This is a genomic window from Franzmannia qiaohouensis (genome assembly GCF_031451695.1).
Lineage (GTDB): Bacteria > Pseudomonadota > Gammaproteobacteria > Pseudomonadales > Halomonadaceae > Franzmannia > Franzmannia qiaohouensis.
In genome coordinates this window covers 272,068-297,381 of sequence record NZ_JARWAM010000003.1, presented here as the reverse complement: position 1 = coordinate 297,381, position 25,314 = coordinate 272,068, and the positions used below count along the sequence as shown (strand labels likewise).

At 67.4% G+C, this 25,314-nt stretch carries 22 protein-coding genes and 2 tRNA genes; 18 read left to right on the top strand and 6 right to left on the bottom strand.

Translation table 11 applies throughout. The annotated features are described in order from the left end of the window. Window positions 1–18 precede the first annotated feature (18 nt). The 4 genes from QC821_RS05575 to QC821_RS05560 all read left to right on the top strand — a co-directional run bounded on the left by QC821_RS05575 (window position 19) and on the right by QC821_RS05560 (window position 2,932). Complete coding sequence (locus QC821_RS05575) at window positions 19–210, top strand: tautomerase family protein (protein WP_309718102.1); 192 nt, start codon at window positions 19–21, stop codon at window positions 208–210. A gap of 64 nt (window positions 211–274) precedes the next feature. After that, window positions 275–856, top strand: coding sequence for a rhomboid family intramembrane serine protease (locus tag QC821_RS05570; RefSeq protein ID WP_309718099.1), 582 nt, complete (start codon window positions 275–277; stop codon window positions 854–856). After that, entirely contained in the window at window positions 856–1,695 is an 840-nt protein-coding gene (locus QC821_RS05565; protein WP_309718096.1) for an alpha/beta hydrolase, read from the top strand. Before QC821_RS05570 ends, QC821_RS05565 begins: the two co-directional genes overlap by 1 nt. A gap of 49 nt (window positions 1,696–1,744) precedes the next feature. Next, window positions 1,745–2,932, top strand: coding sequence for a M24 family metallopeptidase (locus QC821_RS05560; RefSeq protein ID WP_309718093.1), 1,188 nt, complete (start codon window positions 1,745–1,747; stop codon window positions 2,930–2,932). 19 nt (window positions 2,933–2,951) lie between these two features. On the opposite strand, the gene QC821_RS05555 is transcribed toward QC821_RS05560, so the two are convergent. Continuing rightward, complete coding sequence (locus tag QC821_RS05555; protein WP_309718091.1) at window positions 2,952–3,680, bottom strand: YebC/PmpR family DNA-binding transcriptional regulator; 729 nt, start codon at window positions 3,678–3,680, stop codon at window positions 2,952–2,954. 167 nt (window positions 3,681–3,847) lie between these two features. Here QC821_RS05555 and QC821_RS05550 point away from each other — a divergent pair, with 167 nt between their 5' ends. After that, a complete protein-coding gene (locus tag QC821_RS05550; protein ID WP_309718085.1) occupies window positions 3,848–4,726 on the top strand; it encodes a bifunctional nuclease domain-containing protein in 879 nt (292 codons plus the stop codon). 119 nt (window positions 4,727–4,845) lie between these two features. Next, window positions 4,846–5,583, top strand: coding sequence for a sulfite exporter TauE/SafE family protein (locus QC821_RS05545; RefSeq protein WP_309718289.1), 738 nt, complete (start codon window positions 4,846–4,848; stop codon window positions 5,581–5,583). Window positions 5,584–5,729: 146 nt separating this feature from the next. On the opposite strand, the gene QC821_RS05540 is transcribed toward QC821_RS05545, so the two are convergent. Then, window positions 5,730–6,542 carry an acyl-CoA thioesterase gene (locus tag QC821_RS05540; protein ID WP_309718083.1) on the bottom strand — a complete coding sequence of 271 codons (813 nt, stop codon included), beginning with the start codon at window positions 6,540–6,542 and terminating at the stop codon, window positions 5,730–5,732. A gap of 96 nt (window positions 6,543–6,638) precedes the next feature. Here QC821_RS05540 and tadA point away from each other — a divergent pair, with 96 nt between their 5' ends. Then, window positions 6,639–7,106 carry a tRNA adenosine(34) deaminase TadA gene (gene tadA, locus QC821_RS05535; RefSeq protein WP_309718286.1) on the top strand — a complete coding sequence of 156 codons (468 nt, stop codon included), beginning with the start codon at window positions 6,639–6,641 and terminating at the stop codon, window positions 7,104–7,106. On the opposite strand, the gene QC821_RS05530 is transcribed toward tadA, so the two are convergent. After that, window positions 7,103–9,076 carry a GGDEF domain-containing protein gene (locus tag QC821_RS05530; RefSeq protein ID WP_309718081.1) on the bottom strand — a complete coding sequence of 658 codons (1,974 nt, stop codon included), beginning with the start codon at window positions 9,074–9,076 and terminating at the stop codon, window positions 7,103–7,105. The genes tadA and QC821_RS05530 overlap by 4 nt on opposite strands. Before the next feature lie 24 nt (window positions 9,077–9,100). After that, entirely contained in the window at window positions 9,101–10,570 is a 1,470-nt protein-coding gene (gene mltF, locus QC821_RS05525) for a membrane-bound lytic murein transglycosylase MltF (protein WP_309718079.1), read from the bottom strand. A gap of 157 nt (window positions 10,571–10,727) precedes the next feature. Between mltF and purL the strand changes: the two genes are divergently transcribed. From purL to nadA, 8 genes are all read left to right on the top strand, one after another. Continuing rightward, window positions 10,728–14,657, top strand: a complete 3,930-nt coding sequence (purL, locus tag QC821_RS05520; protein WP_309718077.1) for a phosphoribosylformylglycinamidine synthase — start codon at window positions 10,728–10,730, stop codon at window positions 14,655–14,657. An 8-nt stretch (window positions 14,658–14,665) separates the two neighbouring features. Further along, a complete protein-coding gene (radD, locus tag QC821_RS05515) occupies window positions 14,666–16,546 on the top strand; it encodes a DNA repair helicase RadD (RefSeq protein ID WP_422719912.1) in 1,881 nt (626 codons plus the stop codon). A gap of 78 nt (window positions 16,547–16,624) precedes the next feature. After that, entirely contained in the window at window positions 16,625–17,539 is a 915-nt protein-coding gene (locus QC821_RS05510; protein ID WP_309718075.1) for a segregation and condensation protein A, read from the top strand. Further along, window positions 17,536–18,339 carry an SMC-Scp complex subunit ScpB gene (gene scpB, locus QC821_RS05505; RefSeq protein WP_309718073.1) on the top strand — a complete coding sequence of 268 codons (804 nt, stop codon included), beginning with the start codon at window positions 17,536–17,538 and terminating at the stop codon, window positions 18,337–18,339. Before QC821_RS05510 ends, scpB begins: the two co-directional genes overlap by 4 nt. Then, window positions 18,336–19,193 carry a 23S rRNA pseudouridine(2605) synthase RluB gene (gene rluB, locus QC821_RS05500; protein WP_309718071.1) on the top strand — a complete coding sequence of 286 codons (858 nt, stop codon included), beginning with the start codon at window positions 18,336–18,338 and terminating at the stop codon, window positions 19,191–19,193. The genes scpB and rluB overlap by 4 nt, the downstream gene beginning before the upstream one ends. Before the next feature lie 121 nt (window positions 19,194–19,314). Continuing rightward, window positions 19,315–19,390 (top strand) — tRNA-Lys (locus QC821_RS05495). Between the two features lie 38 nt (window positions 19,391–19,428). Beyond that, a tRNA-Lys gene (locus QC821_RS05490) sits at window positions 19,429–19,504 on the top strand. Window positions 19,505–19,739: 235 nt separating this feature from the next. Beyond that, complete coding sequence (gene nadA / locus QC821_RS05485) at window positions 19,740–20,768, top strand: quinolinate synthase NadA (RefSeq protein WP_309718068.1); 1,029 nt, start codon at window positions 19,740–19,742, stop codon at window positions 20,766–20,768. On the opposite strand, the gene QC821_RS05480 is transcribed toward nadA, so the two are convergent. Continuing rightward, a complete protein-coding gene (locus QC821_RS05480; protein WP_309718065.1) occupies window positions 20,765–22,216 on the bottom strand; it encodes a M48 family metalloprotease in 1,452 nt (483 codons plus the stop codon). The genes nadA and QC821_RS05480 overlap by 4 nt on opposite strands. Before the next feature lie 108 nt (window positions 22,217–22,324). On the opposite strand from QC821_RS05480, the gene QC821_RS05475 reads away from it, so the two are divergent. Together QC821_RS05475 and QC821_RS05470 are read left to right on the top strand one after the other, a co-directional pair. Beyond that, window positions 22,325–22,576 (top strand): sulfurtransferase TusA family protein, encoded by a 252-nt coding sequence (locus QC821_RS05475; RefSeq protein WP_309718062.1) that lies wholly within the window; start codon window positions 22,325–22,327, stop codon window positions 22,574–22,576. Beyond that, window positions 22,573–23,673 carry an AI-2E family transporter gene (locus QC821_RS05470; protein ID WP_309718060.1) on the top strand — a complete coding sequence of 367 codons (1,101 nt, stop codon included), beginning with the start codon at window positions 22,573–22,575 and terminating at the stop codon, window positions 23,671–23,673. Before QC821_RS05475 ends, QC821_RS05470 begins: the two co-directional genes overlap by 4 nt. A gap of 26 nt (window positions 23,674–23,699) precedes the next feature. Here QC821_RS05470 and QC821_RS05465 read toward each other — a convergent pair whose 3' ends face one another. After that, window positions 23,700–24,173, bottom strand: coding sequence for a peroxiredoxin (locus QC821_RS05465; RefSeq protein WP_309718058.1), 474 nt, complete (start codon window positions 24,171–24,173; stop codon window positions 23,700–23,702). A 214-nt stretch (window positions 24,174–24,387) separates the two neighbouring features. On the opposite strand from QC821_RS05465, the gene dapA reads away from it, so the two are divergent. Next, window positions 24,388–25,272 carry a 4-hydroxy-tetrahydrodipicolinate synthase gene (dapA, locus tag QC821_RS05460; protein WP_309718055.1) on the top strand — a complete coding sequence of 295 codons (885 nt, stop codon included), beginning with the start codon at window positions 24,388–24,390 and terminating at the stop codon, window positions 25,270–25,272. Window positions 25,273–25,314 lie beyond the last annotated feature (42 nt).

Sequence of the window (25,314 nt, the reverse complement as noted above, 5' to 3'; positions counted from 1 at the left end):
CGCCTCGAGGAGCCCCGCATGCCGATCGTTACCATCCAGCAGTTTCCCCGCGACCTGGCGCAGAAGCGCGAACTCGCCCGGCGCGTTACCCAAGCCTTCGTCGAGGTCTATGACCTCAAGCCGGAGTCGGTGCAGGTATTCTTCAATGAGATCGATGGCGAAGGATGGGCCAAGGGAGGGGTGATGGGCTGCGACCGTTCGCCCGGTTGAGCGATTCGGCACCTAATGCGGCCGATGCGGTCACAGCGCTCATGGTTATCTTGCTAACAGACCCATGAACGTGACCCTGACGCTGGTCACCCTGACGGTGCTCGTCTCGGCACTGGGTTGGATGCTGCCGGCACTCAAGCGGGCGCTGATCTACTGGCCACCCGGCGTGGTGAGGGGGCAGTGGTGGCGCCTGGTCAGCCACGGGCTGATACACGCCAACCTCATGCACCTGGCCTTCAACATGATCACTCTCTACGTGTTCGGCACGGTGATGGAGCTGGTGTTGGTGCCGCATATCGGGGTGCTGGGGTTCGTGCTGTTCTATATCGCCGGGCTGCTGGTGGCGATCCTGCCGACCCATCTGCGCCACCGAGGCGATGCCAGCTACCTGAGTCTGGGCGCCTCCGGAGCGGTGGCGGCGATGCTGTTCGCCTACATACTGCTGCGGCCCTGGTCGCTGCTGTTCGTGTTCGTGGTGCCGGTGCCGGCGATCGCCTTCGCCGCGCTCTACGTGTTCTACTCACTGTGGGCGCAGCGTCACGTCGATGACAACGTCAATCACAGTGCCCATCTGTGGGGTGGTGCCTGGGGGGTAATCTTTATGCTCGGGCTGATGGCCTCGACCTATCCCGGTGAGCTGATCTGATGATACGTGTCCTGCTCTCGCTGGCAGCGGTCTATCTGCTGGTGGTGGCACTGATGTGGGCCTTCCAGGAGCGCCTGCTGTATCTGCCCCACGCCGGCCGCGAGCATGTCGCCACCCCGGCCGAGCGCGGCCTGGCGTGGGAAGACGTGACCCTCACCACCGAGGACGAGCTGGCCCTCGATGCCTGGTGGCTACCCGCCCCCGAGCCCCGCGGCAGCCTGCTGTTCTTCCACGGTAACGCCGGCAATATCTCCCACCGGCTGGAGAGCATCGCCCAGTTCCAGCGCCTGGGACTCTCGGTGCTGATCATCGACTACCGCGGCTATGGCCGCAGCGAGGGCCGTCCGTCCGAAGCCGGCACGGCGCTGGATGCCCGCGCCGCCTGGCAGTGGCTGCAGGATGAGGCGGGGGTGGCGCCCGATGAGGTCGTGGTATTTGGCCGCTCGCTGGGCGCCGCGGTGGCCGCCGAGCTCGCGGCAAGTGTTGAGCACCAAGCGTCCCCTGCGGCGGTGATCCTCGAGTCGCCGTTTCGCTCGGTGCCGGAGCTGGCTCAGCGGCTCTATCCGTTCCTGCCAGCGCGCTGGCTGGCGCGCATCGACTACCCGGTGGAGCGCTACGTGACCCGGATCTCGGCGCCGCTGCTGGTGATTCACAGCCGCGACGACGAGGTGATTCCCTACGACGAGGGCGAGGCGGTTTACCGCGCCGCCAACGACCCCAAGCAGCTGCTGACGATCAGCGGCGGTCACAACACCGGCTTCGTGGATAGCGAGGCCGACTACCTGGAGGGTATCGACGCCTTCCTGGCCGACGACGCTGGCCTGTCACGCCCCCGCTGAGCTTCTACACTCTAGGTGCGTCTGAGAAGACGGATAACCGGAGTGTGCCATGGATTACACCGCCTATCGCCACACGCTTGCCGCGACCCTGGCGCGCAGCGAATTGCCCTTCAGCACCGACGAGTACGAGGCGCGGCTAAGCAAGGTGCGCGCCGCAATGCAGCGGCAGGGCCTCGAGGCGCTGCTGCTCACCGACCCCGCCGATATCAACTATCTCACCGGCTACCACACCTTCGAGGTCTCGGTGCACGCCTGCCTGGTGTGTACCGCCCAGCGGCTGGTGCTGCAGGTGGCCTCCATCGAGACCGGGGCGGCGGTGGTCACGGCCCGCGCCGACGAGATCATCGGCTACCGCTGGGAGAATCCCGACGAGGTCATCGACCCGCTCTGCGACCTGCTGGCGCCGTGTGCCCAGGTGGGGATCGATGGCTGGCAGGCGGGCTTGCGGCAGGGCGTGATGGCGGCGCTCACGGCGCGGCTCGGGGCCGAGCGATTCCACGAGGCAGGGGCGCTGCTCGATGGCGTGCGTATCGTCAAGAGCGATGCCGAGCTTGCCTGTCTCAGGGAGAGTGCACGGATTACCTCGGCGGGGCTCGAGGCGGCCATGGCGGTGATTCGCCCCGGCGTGACCGACAACGAGGTGGCGGCGGAGGGCGCCCAGGCGCTGCTCGCCGCGGGCAGCGAGTTCATGAGCCTGCAGCCGATCGTCACCAGCGGTGAACGCATCAGCGTGATCCACGTCAACCACAAGCGCCGGGTAATCGCGGCGGGGGACCCGGTGTTCCTCGAGTTCGGCGCCGCCTATCAGCGCTACACCGCGCCGATGATGCGCACCGCCATCGCCGGGCAAGCGAGTCATGAGATGCAGGCCGTGGCCGACCTGTGCGGTGAGCTGGGCGAGGCACTGTGTCGCCACATGCAGCCGGGAGAGACCTTCGATGCCGCGGCCCGAGCCGCCGAGGCGGTGCTGTCGGGGTGGCAGGAGACGCTCTTCCACTCCGGCGTGTTCGGCTATGCGGTGGGGGCGCAGTTCCCGCCCAGCTGGGTCGAGGGCACCGGCTACATTGCCAGCGGACAGGCGCACCGCTTCGCGGCCGGCATGGTCTTTCACCTGCCGCTCTGCCTGCGGCTGCCCGGCCGCTGGGGGATCGGCCTCAGCGATACGGTGCTGGTCACCGAGCGCGGCGGGGTCGCCTTGACCGACAACGACTGGCGCCTGCGCGAGCTGCCTGCCTGATAGGGCAGGCTGGCACGGATCAGGCCTCGGCGGGCAGCTCGGCGTTGTGGAAGACGTTCTGCACGTCGTCGAGGTCGTTGAGCATATCGAGGAATTTCTCGAACAGCGCCACGTCGTCGCCCTCGATGGGCGTGGGGGTCTGGGGCACGAACTGGATCTCGTCGACCTCGAAGTCGAGCTCGCCGAAGGCGTCGAGCAGCGCCTGCTTGGCCTTGGCGTACTCGGTGTGCGGGGCGAACACGGTGATCTGGCCGTCCTCGTTCTCGATGTCGGAGACATCGACATCGGCCTCCATCAGCGCCTCGAGCGCCGCCTCTTCATCGTCGCCGTGATAGGCGAGGATGGCGCAGTGGTCGAACATGTGGCTGACGCTGCCGGGGGTGCCGATCTTGCACTTGGTCTTGGTGAAGCAGGCGCGCACGTCGCCGAAGGTACGGTTGGGATTGTCGGTCAGGCAGTCGACGATCACCATGCAGTTGCCAGGCCCGAAGCCCTCGTAGCGGGCCGGTGAGAAGTCCTCGCCGCCGGCGCCGCTGGCCTTGTCGAGGGCCTTTTCGATCACGTGGCTGGGCACCTGGTCCTTCTTGGCGCGCTCAATCAGGCCGCGCAGGCTCAGGTTGCCGGCGGGGTCGGTACCGCCCTGCTTGGCGACCACGTAGATCTCGCGGCCGTACTTGCTGTAGACCTTGGTCTTGGCGGCGGCCGTCTTGGCCATGGATTCCTTGCGGTTCTGGAAGGCCCTGCCCATATCGTTGTCCTGTCTGCTCATCAATACGGCCAGAATGTTACTCAACAAGCCGCAGCGGGAACAGGGTTATTTGCCGCATGGCGGGTCCCGCCGATGAGTGCCATCCTGAACCCGAACACACCTTATGTGGCCTAAGCGGTGATCGATGAGGCCACCAAGGAGATAGCATGCTGAGGTTGTTACCACGACGCCTGCTGGCGTCGCTGCTGATGGGCGTGATGTTGAGCACTGCCGCCGGCCTGGCGGTGGCCCGTGAGCTGGCCGCCGACCCCGATGAGATGATCGAGGTGGAGATTGCCACGGTGGGGGTGGCGGGGGCCATGGGGCCGCCGGTGGTGCTGCTGCGCGAGCCGGGCGGAGAGGACGTGATTCCGATCTTCATCGGCCCCAATGAGGCCGATGCCATCCTGCGCGCGCTGCGCGGTGATCGGCCGCGGCGGCCGCTGACCCATGAGCTGCTCAATGACGTCATCGATGGCCTGCAAGCGAACCTGACGCGGGTATATGTCGATGCGCTGCAGGACAACACCTTCCTCGGCATGCTCGAACTCGAGGTCGAAGGGCGCGATCCGGTGCGTATCGACAGCCGGCCCAGCGATGCCCTGGCGCTGGCGCTGCAGGCCGGGGCGACCATTCACGTGGCGCCCGAGGTGCGTGAGGCGGCGCGGCAGATCGAGTACGAAGGGCTGGAGGACACGGTGGTGGCGGCACTCGGCATCACCGTGACCCGCGTCAGCGACGACCTGCGCGATGCCCTCGGCCTGCCCGACGATGAGGGCCTGCTGGTCAGTGACGTCAGCGGCGCCGCCGACGAGGCGGGCATGGCGCCGGGGGCGCTGCTGCTGGCGGTCAACGACGAGGTGCCCTCGTCGCCGATGCACTTCCTCGAGCTGGTGCGCGACACCCCCGCCGATGAAGAAGCCCAGCTGCGCTACTGGCAGGAGGGCGAGGTGCACGAGCTGGCGCTCTCCACCGACGTGCCGACACCGCGGCCGCGCGGACGCGGTGCGCCGCAAGCCGACGAGGAGCCGGGTATTCGCCTCTAGCGCTGTTATGTCCAAGCGTCGGCGTCGCGAAACATAGCGCGCTAATATAAACTGTTGACGCTCAGCGGCCGGCGCATGTCTACGCCGGCCGCTTGTCGTTAACAGGAGCCGCCGTGTCGATGCTGGTTGGAGCGGCCTTCGTGGCCGTGGTGTTTCTTACCTCGATGCTGTCGGGCGTGTTCGGCATGGCCGGCGGCCTGGTGCTGCTGTGGTTTCTGCTGCTGCTGTTCCCGGCCACCACGGCGATCGCCGTGCACGGGGTGATCCAAATGACCGCCAACGGCTCGCGGGCCTGGCTGTCGCGGCAGTTCATCGTCTGGCGGATCGTGGTGCTGATGACCCTGGGCGTACTGGTCGCGGCGGGTCTGCTGCTGTGGATCGGCTACTCGCCGGATGCGGCGACGGTCTCGATTCTTATTGGCCTGATGCCGATCCTGGTGTGGATGCCCCGCTACTGGTTTCAGTTCGATGCAGCGCGGCCCAGCCATGCCCTGACCTGCGGGGTCGTCTCGGGTGGCTTGACCATCGCCGCCGGGGTCTCCGGGCCGCTGATCGATATCTTCTTCGTGCGCTCGCGCATGGATCGCCGCCAGATCGTCGCCACCAAGGCGATGATCCAGGTGGTCTCGCATGCCATCAAGATCCTGTTCTATCTCGGCTCGGCGCTGGCGCTGAGCGCCGGCGAGTGGGGCATCATCCTGCTCGCCGCGCCCTTTGCGATGCTCGGCACTCATACCGGCAACCGTATCCTGGCGCGGCTTACCGATGCCAACTTCCGCGCCTGGACGCGCTGGATCGTCACCGCCATCGGCGCCTTCTACTTCATCCAGGGGCTGGTACTGATCATCCGCGGTTGAGGAAGCGCTGAATAAATCGGCGAGCGGGATGAAGTACAAGGCGCACGGAGCACAGAAACCGGAGCCTATGGGGTATAGGTGAGGATTTCGCGCACCGCGCAACGCAGTGATTCGCCCGCGCAGACATTTATGCCGTGCTTCCCTAGTCAGTCGCGGATACGGGTCAGCCCCTCTTGAGCGCTGGAAGCGACCAGCCGCCCGCGGCGGTCATAGATGCTGCCGCGGGCAAAGCCCCGCGCGCCGCCGGCCCAGGGGCTGTCCATGTCGTAGAATAGCCAGTCGTTGATCTTGACGTCCTGATGGAACCACAGCGCATGGTCGAGGCTGGCGATCTGCAGCCGCGGGTCGCCGAACTTGACGCCCTGCGGCACCAGGCTGGTGGTCAGCAGGTTGAAGTCCGAGCTGTAGGCGAGCAGATAGCGATTGAGCGCGGCGTCGTCGGGCAGCTCGCCGGCGAGCCGGAACCACAGCTGCTTGCGCGCCGCCTGGCCGGGCTGATACTGGTCGTCGAGGTGCAGGAACTCGATGGGGTGGCCGTCGAAGCTCTGCACCTTGGCGCCGTTGGCGATCAGGGTGTCGGGGTCGTCGAGGGCGGGCATGTCGAGTTGGTGGGCGTGGCCCTGCTCCTCGCCGTGGAAGGAGGCGCTGCAGAAGAAGATCGGCTTGCCGCGCTGGATGGCGGTGACCCGGCGGGTGGTGAAGCTGCCGCCGTCGCGCACCGCATCGACCTGATAGACCACCGGGCGCTTGGGGTCACCGGGGCGCAGGAAGTAGCCGTGCTGGGAGTGCACCCGGCGCGTCGGGTCGAGGGTCTGGCTGGCCGCCGACAGCGCCTGGCCGAGCACCTGGCCGCCGAACAGCTGGGGAAAACCGAGATCCTGGCTGTGGCCTCGGAACAGGTTTTCCTCGATCATTTCCAGGCCTAGCAGGGCAACCAGGTCATCCAGGGCGCGGGACATGTCAGACTCCTCAGGGTGGATCGGGACGAGTCGAGCGGCCGACGGCGGCGCTCATACGGTTGTTTCATTTTATCAGGATTCGAGTGGCCGATGGCGATGCGCAGCGACGATTTCTACATGCACCGCGCCCTGGACCAGGCGCGCCTGGCGCTGGCGGCGGGGGAGGTGCCGGTGGGCGCGGTGGTGGTGGACCCCGCCGGCGAGATCATCGGCGCCGGCTTCAATGCGCCGATCGCCGAGCATGACCCCAGCGCCCACGCCGAGGTGCAGGCGCTGCGGGCGGCCTGCGCCAGGCTCGGCAACTATCGCCTCGATGGCTGCACCCTCTTCGTGACCCTCGAGCCGTGCATGATGTGCAGCGGTGCGCTGATTCACGCGCGCCTGGCACGGCTGGTGTATGGTGCCGCCGAGCCCAAGACCGGCATGGTCGAGTCGCGCGCCAATCTGTTCGCCCAGCCCTGGCACAATCACTGCGTCGAGGTCGAAGGCGGACTGCTGGCGGCCCAGGCCAAGCGGCTGCTACGCGAGTTCTTCGCCGCGCGCCGCGCGCCCTCGGATGGCTAGCGCGTTGATAGCGGGTCGCAGGTGCCGTCGGATAGCGTCAACGGGCGACCGCTGACCACGCGGTTGCGGCCGCCTGCCTTGGCGCCGTAGAGGGCTTCGTCGGCGACCTGCATCAGTTGGCCGATATCCAGCGCGCCCTGGACTTGGGTGGCAATGCCGATGCTGACGCTGAGCCGCTGGCCGTCGTGGTGGAGGAGGTCGGCCTGATGAATGGCCTGGCGCAGCCGCTCGGCGAGCTGCTCGGCCTGCTTGGCGTCGCTACCCGGCAGGCAGGCGACGAACTCCTCGCCGCCGTAGCGGGCGAATAGCCCCTGCTCGCCGATCACCTCGCGACCGACCTCGCCAATGTGGCGCAGGTAGCGGTCTCCTGCGAGGTGGCCGAGATGATCGTTGATGCGTTTGAAGTGGTCGACATCGCAGATCAGCACGCTCAGCGGCCGCCGTTCGGCGTTGGCGTCGAGGGTCTCCATGAACAGCCGGCGGTTGGGCAGCTCGGTGAGCTCGTCGTGGCGCGCCATCCACTCCACCTCTCGCTGCAGGATGCTGCGTGCCTGCACTTCGCGGCGCAGTTCCTGATTGGTGTGGTGGGCGGCACGATGCTGGCCGGCGAGGCGCTGGTAGGCAAACAGCACCAGGTACAGCAGATAGGCGAAGGTCAGCCCCATCAGTAGCCCGACCTCCGGCAGCCGGGCGCGCTGCATCAGCAATGCGCTGCGTCCGGGCAGGGCATCGAGCAGCAGTGGCTGGCCGCCAACGTCGATGCTGAAGCGGTGCCGCCAGTTGACGCGGTCGTCGAGACGGCCAACCTCGCCCAGCAGCTGCTCACCGGCGTAGAGGCGCAGCGCCTGGGCGCGGGTATCGATGCCGTCGAACAGGGTGTCGAGCAGCGCCGGCAGGCTGACCACCATGGCGGTGGCGCCGAGGATCTCGTTACCGTTGCTGCTGCGCACCGGCAGGTAGTGGATGATGCCGGGCACGCCCTGCAGCAGGTCGATGGCGCCAGTACTGCCCTCGCGGCCGTGAATCAAGGCCTCGCTCAGGGCGGGGCGTCCTGCGGGCTGGTCGTCGAACAGGCGTGCGCCGAGGGCGTTCTCGTTGCCGGCCAAGGGAAAGACACGGATGATTTCGCTGGAAGGCAGGATAAAGGCGATATTCAGGAAGTAGCGGTAGTCCTGATGGTAGCGGCTGGCCTGGCGGGCCCAGGCCGCCTCGCTGGGTGGCGCGTCGTAGAGCTCCCAGAAGCTGACGAAGCGGCGCATGGCGGCGAGGTGGTCGGCGTTCTCACGCTCGAAGTCTTCGGCCAGGGCACGGCTCTGGGCGGCGCTGGCGTGATATTGGCGACGGTCCTCGAGGGTGGTCTGCTGGTGCCAGAACAGCAGTGCCACCAGGCCCGGCGCCAGGCCTGCGAGCAGCGGGCGGCGCAGCCCGGGTAGCTGCTCACGGCGACGCTGAATCAGCAGGCTGGCCTGAACCGCCAGCAGGCAGCCGGCGGCGGCCAGCAGCGACGGCGATGCGGCGTGGTCGAGCACCCAGATGCTGGTCGCCCACAGCTGGTCGAGGGCCTGGGTGAGCAGCGCAAGGCCGCTCAGGGTGAGCAGCAGCGGTGCGCCGAGGGCCAGGCGCAGGTTCAACTGCAGGCTGGCGGCGAGCAGCAGCAGGGCCAGGGTCATCAGTGCCGGCGGGCGCCAGCGGTAGTCAATGTCGCCCGGCAGCGCACTCAGCCAGGCGTTCCAGTGGCCGATACTCAGCCAGTACTCGGGCAGCAGGTAGCTTGCCATTACCAGCAGCAACACCAGCAGCAGTGCTCTCAGCAGCCAGGCGCGCAGCCGCCAGCCGCGCTCTGGCTGCCAGTGGCCCACGGCCAGCACGGCGAGCAGCACGGCGCTGCCGTGCTGGGCCGGCTCGGCATCCTGGCGCAGCAGCGTCAGCAGCGCTAGCGTCAGGGCCAGCAGGGGGCCGATTCGCGTCATGCACTTCCTCGTGGCGTGGCGGTATCAGAGCACCGGGGGGACGACATCGAACAGGTGGCTGTCGTCATCGTCGTCCGGCAGGCGCTCGTTGAGCTGATGGAACTGCTGCTGGCTGCGGTCGACGTAGTCGAGAATCTCGTAGTAGCGGCGGATGTTGCGCACATAGATGACCGGCTCGCCGCCGCGTGCATAGCCGTGGCGGGTCTGGCTGTACCACTCGCTGTTCTGCAGCAGCGGCAGCGCCTCGCGCACGTCGGCCCAGCGGTTGGGGTCACCGCCGCGCTGCTCGGCGATCTTGCGTGCATCATACAAGTGCCCCAAGCCGACATTATAGGCCGCCATGGCCATCCACAGGCGGTCGTCACCGTTGATTGAGTCGGGTAGACGTTCCTTCATTTGACGCAAATAGCGGGCGCCGCCGTCGATGCTTTGCGCCGGATCGAGGCGGTCGCTGACGCCGAGCTCCTCGGCGGTGGGGTTGGTCAGCATCATCAGACCGCGCACCCCGGTGGGCGAGGTGGCCTCGGGGTCCCAGTGCGACTCCTGGTAGCCGAGGGCGGCGAGCAGCTTCCAGTCGAAGCCGCTGTCGCGCGCCGCCTGGCGGAACAGGTCGGCGTATTCGGGGAGTTTCGCGCGCACATGGCTGATGAAGATGCGTGCGCCGACATACTCCAGGTAGTCGTCATGGCCGAAGTAGCGGCCGATCAGCTCATCGAGGGTGCCGTCACGCTGCAGGTCGTGGAGAAAGTCCTGGGCGCGCTGCTGGAGCGCCGCGCCCTGGCCGGCGGGAAAGGCCCAGGCCATCGACAGCGGCTCGCCGAGGGGAAAGCCCAGCTCGACCTCGGGGAAGAACAGCCGGTTGGTCTTGAACTGGTGCTGGTAGACCACTGCCGCGTCGAGGCTGCCGGCCTCGATACGCTGCAGCAGGTCGGCTACCTCCAGCCCATCGGACTCCTTCCAGCTCAGCTCGGGGAGCTCCTGCTGCAGTTCGCGCAGCACCTGCCCGGTGCCCGAACCGCGGATGCTGGCGATGGTCAGGCCACGCAGGTCGTCGATATCGCGCACCGGCGGCAGGCCGCGGCGGTAGACCACCAGCGGTTGCAGGGTGAGGATCGGCCGGCTGTAGATCAGCCCGGAGCGGCGCAGGTCGAGCGGCAGCGCTGCGGCGCCGATGTCGGCGTGGCCCTGGCGCACTGACTCGAGTACCTGCTCGACGTTGGGTTCGGCATCCATCGACAGGCTGAGCCCGAGGTGCTCGGCGAAGCGCCGTGCCAGGTCGTATTCGAAGCCGGTGGGGCCGTGGCGGCCTTCGTAATATGTCGTCGGGGTGTTGCGGGTGTGCACGGCGAGGAAGGCGCGCGCCTGAATGGCATCCCACTGGGCGTTGTTTGGCGGCGGCTGCGGCAGCGCGAGCCACATCAGCGCGATACCAACGCACGTCAGCAGATAGCCGCGCGGGTGGCGGCGCAAATGGGTCACAACGGCCTTGGGCATGAAGGAGACGATTGGCAATGAGACCCTTCACGATAACGGCCGCGGCTCGGGCTGTCACCTGCGCGGATTTCGCGCCCCGGGTGCTTTCCAGTATCATGTGCGCTCATTGCCGCCGGCCGCGGCCCTCATTTCGCTTTCACCAGAGGCTCGATCGACCATGCTTGAACTGCGAGGTGCGCCCGCCCTATCTGCTTTCCGACATGCCAAGCTGCTGGCCACCCTGCGCGCCCGGGTTCCCGACGTCGACGCGCTGCACGCCGAGTACGTTCACTTCGTCGACCACGACGGTGAGTTCGACGACGACCAGCGTCAGCTGCTCGAACGCCTCCTCGATTACGGCAGCGAGGCCGGCGCGCCACAGGAGGGCCACCTGTTTCTGGTGGTGCCGCGTATCGGTACCCAGTCGCCGTGGTCGTCCAAGGCCACCGATATCGCCCGTAACTGCGGTCTGGCCAGGGTGCGCCGCGTCGAGCGCGGCGTCGCCTATCGGGTGCGCTTGAGCGGTACCCTCTCGGAGGACGCCTTCGAGGCCATCGTCGCCACCCTCCACGACCGCATGACCGAGACGGTGCTGGCCAACTCAAGCGATGCAGCACGACTGTTTGCCCACCACGAGCCGGCGCCGCTGGGCCAGGTCGACATCCTCGAGGGCGGCCGCGAGGCGCTGGCCGAGGCCAACCGCCAGCTCGGCCTGGCGCTGGCCGAGGACGAGATCGACTATCTGCTCGAGGCCTTCCAGGGCCTGGGCCGCAACCCGGCCGACGTCGAGCTGATGATGTTCGCCCAGGCCAACTCCGAACACTGCCGGCACAAGATCTTCAACGCCGACTGGGTGGTCGACGGCGAGGCGCAGCCGCATTCGCTGTTCAAGATGATCAAGAACACCCACGCCTGTTCGCCGGACGACATCCTCTCCGCCTACAGCGATAATGCCGCGGTAATCCGGGGCACCACGGCGCCGCGCTTCTTCGCCGCGCCGCTGACCGGTGAGGCCGGCGAGCGCGCCCGCTATGCCGCCGTCGAGGAGCCGATCCAGATCCTCATGAAGGTGGAGACCCACAACCACCCCACGGCCATCGCCCCGCATCCGGGCGCAGCCACCGGCGCCGGCGGCGAGATCCGCGACGAGGGTGCCACCGGCATCGGCGGCAAGCCCAAGGCGGGCCTGACCGGCTTCAGCGTCTCCAACCTGCGCATCCCCGAGTTCGTGCAGCCCTGGGAAGCCTTCGACTACGGCAAGCCGGAGCGCATTCAGTCGGCCCTCGAGATCATGCTCGAGGGGCCGATCGGCGGCGCCGCCTTCAATAACGAGTTCGGCCGCCCCAACCTGGCCGGCTACTTCCGCACCTATGAGCAGGATGCGCTGGGTAACGACGGCGTCGAGCGGCGCGGCTACCACAAGCCGATCATGCTCGCCGGCGGCTACGGTAATATCCGCGATGGCCACGTGCAGAAGGGCGAGATCCCCGTCGGCGGCAAGCTGATCGTGATGGGCGGCCCGGCGATGCTGATCGGCCTGGGCGGCGGGGCGGCCTCGTCGATGGCCTCGGGCAGCTCCAGCGCCGACCTCGACTTCGCCTCGGTGCAGCGCGACAACCCCGAGATCGAGCGCCGCGTCCAGGAGGTGATCGACCGCTGCTGGGCGCTGGGCGATGCCAATCCGATCCGCTTCATTCACGACGTGGGCGCCGGCGGGCTGTCCAACGCCCTGCCCGAGCTGGTCAAGGATGGTGAGCGCGGCGGCCGCTTCGAACTGCGCGCGATCCCCAACGCCGAGCCCGGCATGAGCCCGCTGGAGATCTGGTGCAACGAGGCCCAGGAGCGCTACGTGCTGGCAGTGGCACCCGACGACCTCGAGACCTTCGAGGCGCTGTGCGCCCGCGAACGCTGCCCCTATGCGGTGGTCGGCGAGGCCAGCGAGGCGCATCACCTGACGGTGGCGGATGGCCACTTCGAGACCACGCCGGTCGACCTGCCGATGAGCGTGCTGTTCGGCAAACCGCCCAAGATGACCCGCGAGTTCCAGCGCCAGTCGCGGGTGCTGTCCGGGGTGATGCTCGACAACCTCGACCTGCGCGAGGCGCTGGACCGGGTGCTGCGGCTGCCGGCAGTGGCCTCCAAGAGCTTTTTGATCACCATCGGCGACCGCTCGATCACCGGCCAGGTGGCCCGCGACCAGATGGTCGGCCCCTGGCAGGTGCCGGTGGCCGACGTGGCGGTGACCACGGCGAGCTTCGATACCCATGCCGGCGAAGCCATGGCGATGGGCGAGCGGCCGCCGGTGGCGCTGATCGACCCCGCCGCCAGCGCGCGGCTGGCGGTGGCCGAGGCGATCACCAACCTGGCCGCCGCGCCGATCGCCAAGCTCGGCGATATCAAGCTCTCCGCCAACTGGATGAGCGCCGCCGACCATCCCGGCGAGAACCAGGCCCTGTACGACGCCGTCCACGCGGTGGGCATGGAACTCTGCCCGGCGCTGGGTATCGCCATCCCGGTGGGCAAGGACTCGATGTCGATGCGCACCGCCTGGCAGGAGGAGAATGCCAAGGGCGAGCTCGAGGAGAAGAGCGTCACCGCGCCGCTGTCGCTGGCGATTACCGGCTTCGCGCCGGTCAACGATGCGCTGAAGACGCTCACGCCGCAGATCAACCTCGACCAGGACGAGTCCGACCTGATTCTGATCGACCTGGGCGGCGGCCAGAACCGCCTCGGCGGCTCGGCGCTGGCCCAGGTCTACGGCCAGGTCGGCGACGAGTGCCCCGACGTCGACGACCCGGAGGACCTCAAGGCGTTCTTCGAGGTCATCCAGGGCCTCAACCGCGACGGCAAGCTGCTCGCCTACCACGACCGCAGCGACGGCGGCCTGCTGGTGACGCTGCTGGAGATGGCCTTCGCCGCCCATGCCGGCCTCGAGATCAAGCTCGACTGGCTGATCGACGAGCCGGTGGACGCCTTCAACGCGCTGTTCGCCGAGGAGCTCGGCGCGGTGATCCAGGTCAACCGCCAGTACACCGAGGAGGTGCTGGCGCAGTTCGCCGCCGCGGGTATCGAGACCTGCGGAGTGATCGCCCGGCCGCGCTACGACGACCAGGTGCGGGTGACGCTGTTCGAGGAGCCGCTGCTCGAGACCACCCGCCTGCTGACCCAGCGCACCTGGGCAGAGACCAGCTATCGCCTGCAGGCGCTGCGCGACAACCCCGACTGCGCCAAGAGCGAGTTCGACGGCCTGCTCGACGACCGCGACCCGGGCCTCTCGGCGCAGCCCAGCTTCGACGTCGACGAGGATATCGCCGCGCCCTTCGTCAACACCGCGCGGCCGGCCATGGCGGTGCTGCGCGAGCAGGGCGTCAACGGCCAGGTGGAGATGGCCTGGGCCTTCGACCGTGCCGGCTTCGAGGCGGTCGACGTGCATATGAGCGATATCCTCGCCGGACGCGTGGCGCTGGACGACTTCAAGGGCCTGGTGGCCTGCGGCGGCTTCTCCTACGGCGACGTGCTCGGCGCCGGCGGCGGCTGGGCCAAGTCGGTGCTGTTCAATGAACGCGCCCGCGAGCAGTTCGCTGCCTTCTTCGCGCGCGACGACAGCTTCGCCCTCGGCGTCTGCAACGGCTGCCAGATGCTCTCCCAGCTCAAGGCGCTGATCCCCGGCGCCGACAACTGGCCGCGCTTCGTGCGCAACGAGTCGGAGCAGTTCGAGGCGCGGGTATCGATGGTACAGGTCGAACAGAGCCCGTCGATCCTGTTGGCCGGGATGCAGGGCTCACGGCTGCCGATCGCCGTGGCCCACGGTGAGGGGCGCGCAGAGTTCCGCGACAGCGGCCACCTGCGCGCCATGCAGGGCAGCAGCCAGATCGCGCTGCGCTTCGTCGACCACTACGGCCAGGTCACCAGCCGCTATCCGGCCAACCCCAACGGCTCACCGTCGGGCATCACCGGCCTGACCACCCCGGACGGCCGGGTCACCATCATGATGCCGCACCCTGAGCGGGTGGCGCGGGCGGTGACCAACTCCTGGCGCCCGGCAGAGTGGACCCAGGACGGCGCCTGGCTGCGGCTGTTCCGCAACGCCCGGGTGTGGCTCGGCTGAGCCTCCGCGTGGCACAGCACGACCCCGACAAGGCGGCCTACGGGCCGCCTTCGCCGTCTTCGCCGCCGGCGCTGCGCCCCTACCAGCAGCAGGCGGTAGGCCGGGTGGTCGAACATTTCCGTGCCGGCGATGACCCGGCGGTGGTGGTGCTGCCCACCGGCAGCGGCAAGTCGCTGGTGATCGCCGAGCTGGCGCGCCTGGCCCGGGGCCGGGTGCTGGTGCTGGCCCACGTCCGCGAGCTGGTCGAGCAGAACCACGCCAAGTACCTCGCCTACGGATTGCAAGCGGACATCTTCAGCGCTGGCCTGGGGCGCAAGGAGAGCGGTCGCCAGGTGGTGTTCGGCTCGGTGCAGTCGGTGGTCCGGAACCTCGACGCCTTCGACGCAGAGAAGGCGGGGCAGGGTGCCTTTACGCTGCTGGTGATCGACGAGTGCCACCGGGTCTCGCTGGACGACGACTCGAGCTACCGCCGGGTGATCGATCATCTGCAGCGGCGCAATCCGCGGCTCAAGGTACTGGGCCTCACTGCCACGCCCTACCGTCTGGGGCAGGGCTTCATCTATCACCGCCACCATCACGGCATGGTGCGTGGCGACGAGACGTGCTTCTTTCGCGACTGCGTGTTCGAGCAGCCGCTGCGGCTGATGGTCAAGCAGGGCTACCTGGCGCCGCCGAGGCGCATCGACGCGGCGGTGGCCGGCTACGACTTCTCGGCGCTGGCGCCGGCGGCCAGCGGTCTCTACCGCGAGGAGGAGCTCAACCGGGTCGTGGCCGGTCACCGCGCCACCCCGGGGATCATCGCCAACGTCGTCGAGCAGGCCGCCGAGCGCCAGGGGGTAATGATCTTCGCCGCGACGGTGGCCCACGCCGAGGAGATCCTCGGCTACCTGCCCGCCGACGAGGCGGCACTGATCACCGGCGCCACCCCGGGGCGCGAGCGCGAGGCGATCATTGCCGCCTTCAAGGGCCGCGAGATCAAGTACCTGGTCAACGTGGCGGTACTGACCACCGGCTTCGACGCGCCCCACGTCGATCTGATCGCCATCCTGCGGCCCACCGAGTCGGTGGGCCTCTACCAGCAGATCGTCGGCCGCGGCCTGCGCCTGGCGCCGGGCAAGCAGGACTGCCTGATTCTCGACTACGCCGGCAACCCCTGGGATCTCTACGCCCCGGAGGTAGGCGCACCCAAGCCCGCCTCCGACGCCGAGCCGGTGCAGGTCGAGTGCCCCGAGTGCGGCCACGCCAACCTGTTCTGGGGCAAGCGCGACGGCGAGCTGGTGATCGAGCACTACGGCCGCCGCTGCCAGGGGCTGGTTGTCGATAGCGCCCGAAGCCACGCTATCAATAGCGCCCGAAGCCGCGCTAAAAGCGCAACATCAACGCCGGCGATGACGCAATGTACGTTCCGCTTTCGCTTCAAGGTGTGCGGCGAGTGCGGCGCCGAGAACGACATCGCCGCGCGGCGCTGCCACGGCTGCCAGACGCTGCTGGTCGACGCCGACGACAAGCTCAAGGCGGCGCTCAGGCTCAAGGATGCTCGGGTGCTGCGGGTGGCCGGCATGCAGCTCGAGGCCACCGTCAACGGCCGCGGCATGCCGCGCCTCAAGGTCACCTACCACGATGAGGACGGCGCCACCCTGGTCGAGTGGTTCGCCCTCGAGACCCCGGCCCAGCGCGGCGCCTTCCATGCTGTGTTCCTGCGCGATCATCTGCGTGCGCCGGGGGGCGCCTGGCGTCCCACCAGCCCGCAAGAGGTGATCGACGAGCAGCGCCGCCTGCGCGCCCCGGACTTCGTGGTGGGTCGCAAGGTCGGCCGCCACTGGCAGGTGCGCGAGAAGCTGTTCGACTACCGCGGGCGCTATCGCCGCGCCGACAGCGCGACGCTGTGAGCGGCGTACGTCTCTTGCTAGACTGCACGTTTGATCGACACTCTATGCCGATAGACGCCCCAGGAGGCCAGGCCACGCGTGAGCGAGACGCCCACCACCGCCATCGAGGACCCCCCCACGCCGCAGCAGGGCGAACTGTTCGCGCGGGTCCTCGACGAGCCGGTCTACGCGCCGCCGGAGGATCTGTATATTCCGCCGGAGGCGCTGCGGGTGTTCCTCGAGACCTTCGAGGGGCCGCTGGATCTGCTGCTCTATCTGATCCGACGCCAGAACTTGGATATCCTGACCATCGACGTGGCCGCCATCACCCACCAGTACATCGAGTACGTGGAGCTGATGAAGGCGATGGAGATCGAGCTGGCCGGCGAGTACCTGCTGATGGCGGCGATGCTGGCCGAGATCAAGTCGCGTACCCTGCTGCCGCGACCGCCCAAGGGCGATGATGAAGACGACGAGGGCGATCCGCGGGCCGAGCTGATCCGCCGCCTGCAGGAGTACGAACGGCTCAAGCATGCTGCCGAGACCCTGGGCGAACTGCCGCGTCTAGGGCGTGACTGGTTTCCCGCCCAGGCCGGATTGCCGCCGCTGGAGTCGCGGGTCATTCATCCCGAGGTCGAACTCGACGAGCTATTGGCGGCGCTGTCGGGTATCCTGCGCCGCGCCGAGCTGACCCAGTCGCACCAGATCAGCCGCGAGGTGCTCTCGACCCGCGAGCGCATGCTGGCGATCATGGCGCGGCTCGAGCATCAGCACTACACCCCCTTCGAGGCGCTGTTCACCCTCGAGGAGGGGCGTGCAGGGGTGATCGTGACCTTCATGGCGATCCTCGAGCTCGCCAAGGAGGCGCTGATCGAGATCGTGCAGAATGCGCCGCTGTCGCCGATCCACGTGCGTGCGCGCCTGGCCGGCGACGCTGGCGAGGTCCACGACGACGCAGAACACGAGGCGGGCGAGAGCCCGTTCGACCACGAGGAAGCGCTACCGCCATCATGAACAAGCGCATCAGCGACCCGGTGAGCCCCCTGGACGAGATTCTCGAGGCGGCGCTGCTGGCCGCCGGCGAGCCGCTCTCGCCGGAGCGGCTCGAGGCGCTGTTCGACGACCATGAGCGGCCGCCGCGTAGCGAGCTGCGCGCGGCGCTGGCGCGACTCGGTGAGCGCCTCGACCAGGGCGCCCTGGAGCTGATCGAGACCGCCTCGGGGTTTCAGCTGCGGATTCGCTCGCGGCTCTCGCCGTGGGTGTCGCGGCTGTGGGATGAGCGCCCGCAGCGCTATTCGCGGGCGCTGCTCGAGACCCTGGCGCTGATCGCCTATCGCCAACCGGTGACCCGTGGCGATATCGAGGAGGTGCGCGGGGTGGCGGTAAGCAGCTCGATCATGCGCACCCTGGCCGAGCGTGGCTGGATCCGCGTGGTCGGCCAGCGCGATGTGCCGGGGCGGCCATCGGTGTATGCCACCACGCGCCAGTTCCTCGACGACTTTGGCCTCAAGACGCTGGATGCGCTGCCGCCGATGCACGAGCTCAAGGATTTCGACGCGCTGCATGCCAGCTTCGAGCAGAATAACCCTGGCGCCGCGGAGCAGCACGCAGCGGCCGAGCAGGATGCACCACCGCAGCAGGCGACGACCGGGACGGTCGACGCAGAATCACACGCCGGGACGGCGTCCACGCGGCCCAGGCTGAGCTTCGCCGATCTCGAAGCCCGCCTTGCCGAACGCGCCCCCGAGAGCGTCGCCGATGACGGACGCGGGGGCGTGGAATCCTCTACAGACGAGATGTCAGAAGACTCATGACGACTACCACTGAAAAATTGCAGAAGGTCCTGGCGCGCGCCGGCCTGGGCTCGCGCCGCGAGATGGAAACCGCCATCAGCGCCGGGCGCGTCAAGGTCAACGGCAAGTTGGCGACCCTCGGCGATCGCATCGAGATGCGCGACAAGGTGACCTTCGACGACCGCCCGGTGACCCTGCGCGGCGCCGACGAGACGCCGCGACGGGTGATCATGTACAACAAGCCCGAGGGTGAGCTGTGCACGCGCAAGGATCCGGAAGGGCGGCGCACCGTGTTCGAGCGCCTGCCGCGTCTCAAGGGCGAGCGCTGGATCGCCATCGGTCGTTTGGATATCAACACCAGCGGCCTATTGCTGTTCACCACCGACGGTGAGTTGGCCAACAAGCTGATGCACCCCTCCACCGAAGTGGAGCGCGAATATGCGGTCCGGGTGATGGGTGAGGTGCGCCGCGAGCAGGTGGTGGCGATGGTCGAAGGGGTGATGCTCGACGACGGCCCGGCGCGCTTCAGCGACGTCCAGGAGTTTGGCGGCGAGGGCATCAACACCTGGTTCCACGTGGTGATCCTGGAGGGCCGCAACCGCGAGGTGCGCCGGCTGTGGGAATCCCAGGGGCTCACCGTCAGCCGCCTCAAGCGGGTGCGCTATGGCAATATCTTCCTCGACAAGCGGGCCCGCGCCGGCGAGTGGACCGAGCTGACCCAGGACGAGGTCGACGATCTCGCGACCCTGGCGGGGCTTGCCAGCCGCAAGGTGCCGGAGCTGACGCCGGACGAGAAGAACCGCTGGAGCCGCGACAAGAACAAGCGGCGTCCGGTGCAGGCGATGCGCAAGCCCAAGGGCACCCGCAAGTCCTGAGATGGGAACGGATTGCTCGGTGGTTGGCACGAAAAAGCTTGTCATCAAGGGGTGCTGTGGGTAATATGTGCGCCCTGTCGGGAGGGGAAACATGACGTAGCCCCTGTCGTCAGATGGCGGCGGGTCGTTAGCTCAGTTGGTAGAGCAGTTGGCTTTTAACCAATTGGTCGTAGGTTCGAATCCTACACGACCCACCATATCCGCCGCTGCGTAAGCACCCGTTGTTTACGGTTGCGGGTCGTTAGCTCAGTTGGTAGAGCAGTTGGCTTTTAACCAATTGGTCGTAGGTTCGAATCCTACACGACCCACCAGAATGTGTTCGAAACGCCCCGGCGCTCCAAGCGTCGGGGCGTTTTCGTTTGTGGACACTTTCGTGCACCTTGGGGGAGCAATCCGGCGGCGTTGTGGTCTAGAATAGGGCAAGACAGACGCGGCGGGAGACGCCGAGGAATACTGTCTTCTGGCGTGTGCCGCCGGGCAGAGAGCCCGTCACGGTACACCTGGTACATGCAGGGGGAGCCCCTGCCAGTCACAGTGGTAGACACGATGACGATCATGACTTCCCGCGCCGAGGTGCAAGAGCACCTGGCCCGCGCCTACTGCCCGACGCGGATTCCCGCCGAGGATGAAGCGCGCGTCGATGAAATCAAGCGACTGCTGACGGCGCACAACGCCGTGCTGGTCGCCCACTATTACACCGATGATGCCATCCAGCAGCTCGCCGAAGAGACCGGCGGCTGCGTGGCCGACTCCCTGGAGATGGCCCGCTTCGGCGCCCGCCACGAGGCCGAGACCCTGGTAGTGGCCGGGGTGCGCTTCATGGGCGAGACCGCCAAGATCCTGTCGCCGGAAAAACGCGTACTGATGCCGACCCTGGAGGCGACCTGCTCGCTGGATATCGGCTGCCCGGCCGATGAGTTCGCGGCCTTCTGCGACCAGCATCCGGAGCGCACCGTGGTGGTCTATGCCAATACCTCGGCGGCGGTCAAGGCGCGCGCCGACTGGGTGGTGACCTCGTCCATCGCGGTGGACGTGATCGAGCACCTCCAGGCCCGCGGCGAGAAGATCCTGTGGGCACCGGACAAGCACCTGGGCGGCTATATCCAGAAGCAGACCGGCGCCGACATGCTGCTGTGGGACGGCGCCTGCATCGTCCACGAGGAGTTCAAGGCCAAGGGCATCCAGGATCTCAAGGCGCTGTATCCCGACGCCGCGGTGCTGGTGCACCCCGAGTCGCCGGCGCCGGTGGTTGGCCTGGCCGACGTGGCCGGCTCCACCTCGCAGCTGATCAAGGCGGCCAAGGAGCTGCCCCAGGACAAGCTGATCGTCGCCACCGACCGCGGCATCTTCTTCAAGATGCAGCAGGCGGTACCCGGCAAGACGCTGTTCGAGGCGCCCACCGCCGGCAACGGCGCGACCTGCAAGAGCTGTGCACACTGCCCGTGGATGGCGATGAACGCGCTGGACAACCTGGCCGGCGCCCTGCGCCACGGCAGCGGCGAGATATTCGTCGACGACGCGCTGCGCTTAGCGGCCCTCAAGCCGCTGGAGCGGATGCTGAATTTCCAGCCCTAAAACCTCTCCAGCGCCTCGCGATACCCCATAAACGCCTCGCGGCGCTGTTCGATGCGGCTCTCCAGGCTGCTGTCCCCGGCCTGGCGAGCGCTGTCGCGGGCCACCTGCAGCTGGCGAATGGCACTGTCCATGCGCCCGGTGAGCTGCAGGTGCTCGGCGCGCGCCAGGTGGCCCCAGCCGTCGCGTCCGCTGCGCCCGGCCGCCTCGGCCAGTAGCGCAAATACCTGCGGATCCTCCTGGCGGCGATCGCTGAGATCACGCAGCACGCGATAGGCTTCCTCCGGATCATGCTGCAGCAGCGCTTCGCCAAGCACGCGGCTGGCCGGCGCGTAGTCGGGCATCAGCCGCAGCACCCGGCGGCTGCGCTCGATGGCAGCAGCGTAGTCGCCGGCGTCGTAGGCTACCTCGGCGGCGGTGACCGGCAGCATTGGCAGGTCCGGCAGTTGATTGGCGAGGGCGTCGAGGGTTTCCAGGGCGCTGGTGTGGTTGCCGCGCTCGGCGGCAATCAGCGCCTCCAGGTAGCGGCTGACCTGCGGCTCGGGGTTGCCCTGGGCGAGACGTGCCGACGCCTGGTCGAGATTGTCGCGGTTGACCGAGACCAGCGCCCTGGCGCGCACCAGGTCGTAGCGTGGGCCAGCCTCGCGACGCTCACGAGCGCTAAGCTGGCTGGCGCGAGCCTCGGTATCGGTAATCCGCGACTCGGTGACCGGGTGGGTAAGCAGAAACTCCGGCGGGTTGCCGCCCTGCAGCGAGGCCATGCGCTGCATCGAGCGGAACATGCGCACCATCGCCTGCGGGTCGTAGCCGGCCCGCGCCATGGCCTGCAGGCCGATGCGGTCGGCCTCCTGCTCGAAGCGCCGCGAATAGGCCAGCTGGTCCTGGATGAAGGCGGCCTGGGAGCCCATGGCCACGCCGATGCCGGCATCGCCGCCGCCACCGGCTGCGATCAGCATGCCGGCCAGCATCGCCGCCATGGCCGGCACCTGGGTCTGCTCGGCGCGGGACACCTGGCGTGCATAGTGGCGCTGGGAGAGGTGGCCGAGCTCGTGGGCGATCACCGAGGCGAAGGCATCTTCCTCTTCGGCGAAGGCGAACAGCCCCGAGTTGACCCCGATTACCCCGCCGGGCACGGCGAAGGCGTTGAGCAGGCGGCTGTCGACCAGGGTCACTGTGGTACGGTTGTCGGTGAGGTCGCTGTGCGGCAGCAGGCGCGAGATCACCGACTCGACGTAATCCTGGGTGATGGGGTCCTGCCAGGCCGGCGCGCGGGCCCGAAACTGGCGCAGCCAGGCGCGCCCCAGGCGGTACTCTTCGGCACCAGCAGCGCCGGCTCCACCGCTGCCAAGCTGAGGCAGGCCGTAGTCATCGACGGCATGGGCGGAGCTCGGCAGCAGGCTGGCCAGTACCAGGCCAGCGGCGGCAAGACAGGGCTTCAAGGCGTGCAACATGACCATCCTCGGCATAGGGGGCGAGCGCAGTGCTGCTCATCGGACATTGATTCACTCGGCAAAGTGCCTTTAAATCTCAGTGGCTTCAGTCATTTTTCGGGAGATCGCATGGCCCTGCAACCAGATAATCAGCTCGACGCCCGTGGCCTGCCATGTCCCTTGCCGCTGCTCAAGGCCAAGCAGGCGCTGTCGCGCCTGGCGCCCGGCCAGTTGCTAGAGGTCCAGGCCACCGATGCCGGTTCCTGGCAGGACTTCGAGACCTTTGCCAGCCATAGCGATCATGAGCTGGTGGCCCGCGAGACCCGCGACGAAGTCTACGTCTACTGGATTCGCAAGGGACCGGGAGCCGCTTCGGCATGACCATGCGTGCGCTGTTCAAGAGCTGGATCGAACGCTACTTCTCCGACGAAGAGGCGGTGATCCTGCTGATCGTGCTGGTGCTCGGCTTCGCCGTGGTGATCTGGCTGGGCCGCATGCTGGCGCCGTTCTTGACCGCACTGGTGATCGCCTTTCTGCTGCAGGGCGCGGTCAACGCCCTGACCCGCCGCCGTGTGCCTCATCTGCTGGCGGTATCGGTGGTGTTTCTGGGCTTCATTGGCCTGCTGCTGGCGATCGCCTTCATTCTGTTGCCGCTGATCTGGAACCAGCTGGTGGGGCTGGTCCAGGAGACGCCGCGCATGTTCGCCGCCGGCCAGCAGCTGCTCGATAACCTCCAGGAGCGCTACCCGCAGCTGGTCACTCCCGACCAGATCCAGAACTGGATCGGCGTGGCCGGGCGCGAGATGACCCAGGTCGGCCAGCGTGCGCTGACCCTTTCACTGGCCTCGCTGGGCAACGTGCTGTCGCTGATCATCTATCTGGTGCTGGTGCCGATCCTGGTGTTCTTCATGCTCAAGGACAAGGATCGCCTGGTCGGCTTCACGCTGTCGTTGCTGCCGCAGAAGCGTTCGCTGATGACGCGCATCTGGAACGAAATGGACGACCAGATCGCCAACTACGTGCGTGGCAAGTTCATCGAGATCATCATCGTCGGCACCGTGGCCTTCATGACCTTCGCCTACTTCGGGCTGCCCTATTCGGCGCTGCTGGCGGTACTGGTGGGGCTCTCGGTGCTGGTGCCCTACATCGGCGCGGCGGTGGCTACGCTGCCGGTGGCGGCGGTGGCCGGCTTCCATTTCGGGATGAGCGACCAGTTCGTCTATGTGCTGATCGCCTACGGCATCATCCAGGCGCTGGACGGCAACGTGCTGGTGCCGATCCTGTTTTCCGAGGCGGTCAATCTGCACCCGGTGTCGATCATCGTCGCAGTGCTGTTCTTCGGCGGGGTGTGGGGCTTCTGGGGCATCTTCTTCGCGATTCCGCTGGCGACGCTGCTCAAGGCGCTGGTGGTGGCCTGGCCGCGAGGCCTCGATAGCCGCGAGCACCACGTGGCGGTAGAGTCGCTCTCCGAGGAGTAGGCCCCGCCGCGGCGGGGCCGGCCGGCTCAGCCGGCGTGCAGCGCCTGGGCCGCCGTGAGCACCTCCTCGACGTGGCCCTTGACCTTGACCCCGCGCCACTCCTGGGCGAGTTTGCCGTCGGCATCGATCAGGAAGGTGCTGCGCTCGACGCCGAGATGCTCCTTGCCGTACATCTTCTTGAGCTTGATAACGTCGAACAGCTGGCACACTGCCTCGTCCTTGTCGGAGATCAGCGCGAAATTGAAGCCCTGCTTGGCCTTGAAGTTCTCCTGGGCGCGCAGACCGTCGCGCGAGACGCCGATGATCACGGTGTTGGCGGCGTCGAAGGCCGCCTTGTGGTCGCGAAAGTCGCCACCCTCGGTGGTACAGCCCGGGGTGCTGGCCTTGGGGTAGAAGTAGATCACCACCTGCTGGCCCTGCAGTTCGGACAGGGTGATGGTGGTGTCGCCGGTGGCGGCGGCGGTGAAATCGGGCACGTGCTGGCCGGGGCTGACGCTCATGGGAGCTCCTCTAGGCTGAGTGAAACAACGCGCTACGATTACACGCAACCCGCCGCGCGCTGTAAAGCGCCGCGTCGGCAATCGTCACTGACTCGCATCGGGTTCTGTACAGACTTTCGCCGCCTGAGTACCATCTAGCCCCTGAATGCCTGTCCCCGAGGATTTACGATCGGGAAAAGCGCTGGCAGGCCACGGTTTTCGAGAGGAACAGAGCATGATCACAGGCAGTATGGTTGCCCTGGCGACGCCAATGAAGGTGACCGGCGAGATCGATTGGCCGGCGCTGCGCCGCCTGGTCAACTTCCACCTGGAGAACGGTACCGACGCCATCGTCGCCGCCGGCACCACCGGCGAGCCGACCACCATGTCCTTCGCCGAGCACTTCGACGTGATCCGCACGGTGGTGGAAGAGGTGGCGGGGCGGATTCCGGTGATTGCCGGGACCGGGGCCAATGCCACCTCCGAAGCGGTGGAGCTGGCGCGCTACGCCAAGGAAGTGGGCGCCGACTACTGCCTGTCGGTATGTCCCTACTATAACAAGCCGACCCAGGAAGGCTTGTACCAGCACTTCAAGGCGGTGGCCGAAGGCGCCAACCTGCCGGTGATTCTCTACAACGTGCCGGGGCGCACCTGCTCGGATCTCTACAACGAGACCGTGCTGCGCCTGGCCGAGATCGACAACATCATCGGTCTCAAGGATGCCACCGGTAACCTGGAGCGCGCCGAGGACCTGATCGGCCGCCTCGAGGGCAGCGACTTCAAGCTCTACTCCGGCGACGACGCCACCGCCTGCGACTTCATGCTGATGGGCGGCCATGGCGATATCTCGGTGACCGCCAACGTCGCCCCCAAGGCGATGCACGAGCTGTGCGCTGCGGCGGTGGCCGGCGATACCGAGACTGCGCACTCGATCAACACCCGGCTGATGCCGCTGCACACCAATCTGGGCATCGAGTCCAACCCGATCCCGGTCAAGTGGGCGCTGAACCGCATGGGCTATGCCGAGGCCGGCATTCGCCTGCCGATGACCTGGCTGTCCGAGAAATATCACTCCACGGTCAGCGAAGCGCTGCAGCTGGCCGGCGTCATCGACGACTGAATGACGTACCGCTGACAGCTCCCGTGGACTCTCAACAAGGTG

Bases quoted from the DNA above. Each gene is read 5' to 3' on its own strand.
- QC821_RS05575 (WP_309718102.1), top strand. From the start codon at position 19: ATGCCGATCGTTACCATCCAGCAGTTTCCCCGCGACCTGGCGCAGAAG.
- QC821_RS05570 (WP_309718099.1), top strand. From the start codon at position 275: ATGAACGTGACCCTGACGCTGGTCACCCTGACGGTGCTCGTCTCGGCA.
- QC821_RS05565 (WP_309718096.1), top strand. From the start codon at position 856: ATGATACGTGTCCTGCTCTCGCTGGCAGCGGTCTATCTGCTGGTGGTG.
- QC821_RS05560 (WP_309718093.1), top strand. From the start codon at position 1,745: ATGGATTACACCGCCTATCGCCACACGCTTGCCGCGACCCTGGCGCGC.
- QC821_RS05555 (WP_309718091.1), bottom strand. From the start codon at position 3,680: ATGGGCAGGGCCTTCCAGAACCGCAAGGAATCCATGGCCAAGACGGCC.
- QC821_RS05550 (WP_309718085.1), top strand. From the start codon at position 3,848: ATGCTGAGGTTGTTACCACGACGCCTGCTGGCGTCGCTGCTGATGGGC.
- QC821_RS05545 (WP_309718289.1), top strand. From the start codon at position 4,846: ATGCTGGTTGGAGCGGCCTTCGTGGCCGTGGTGTTTCTTACCTCGATG.
- QC821_RS05540 (WP_309718083.1), bottom strand. From the start codon at position 6,542: ATGTCCCGCGCCCTGGATGACCTGGTTGCCCTGCTAGGCCTGGAAATG.
- tadA (WP_309718286.1), top strand. From the start codon at position 6,639: ATGCGCAGCGACGATTTCTACATGCACCGCGCCCTGGACCAGGCGCGC.
- QC821_RS05530 (WP_309718081.1), bottom strand. From the start codon at position 9,076: ATGACGCGAATCGGCCCCCTGCTGGCCCTGACGCTAGCGCTGCTGACG.
- mltF (WP_309718079.1), bottom strand. From the start codon at position 10,570: ATGCCCAAGGCCGTTGTGACCCATTTGCGCCGCCACCCGCGCGGCTAT.
- purL (WP_309718077.1), top strand. From the start codon at position 10,728: ATGCTTGAACTGCGAGGTGCGCCCGCCCTATCTGCTTTCCGACATGCC.
- scpB (WP_309718073.1), top strand. From the start codon at position 17,536: ATGAACAAGCGCATCAGCGACCCGGTGAGCCCCCTGGACGAGATTCTC.
- rluB (WP_309718071.1), top strand. From the start codon at position 18,336: ATGACGACTACCACTGAAAAATTGCAGAAGGTCCTGGCGCGCGCCGGC.
- nadA (WP_309718068.1), top strand. From the start codon at position 19,740: ATGACGATCATGACTTCCCGCGCCGAGGTGCAAGAGCACCTGGCCCGC.
- QC821_RS05480 (WP_309718065.1), bottom strand. From the start codon at position 22,216: ATGTTGCACGCCTTGAAGCCCTGTCTTGCCGCCGCTGGCCTGGTACTG.
- QC821_RS05475 (WP_309718062.1), top strand. From the start codon at position 22,325: ATGGCCCTGCAACCAGATAATCAGCTCGACGCCCGTGGCCTGCCATGT.
- QC821_RS05470 (WP_309718060.1), top strand. From the start codon at position 22,573: ATGACCATGCGTGCGCTGTTCAAGAGCTGGATCGAACGCTACTTCTCC.
- QC821_RS05465 (WP_309718058.1), bottom strand. From the start codon at position 24,173: ATGAGCGTCAGCCCCGGCCAGCACGTGCCCGATTTCACCGCCGCCGCC.
- dapA (WP_309718055.1), top strand. From the start codon at position 24,388: ATGATCACAGGCAGTATGGTTGCCCTGGCGACGCCAATGAAGGTGACC.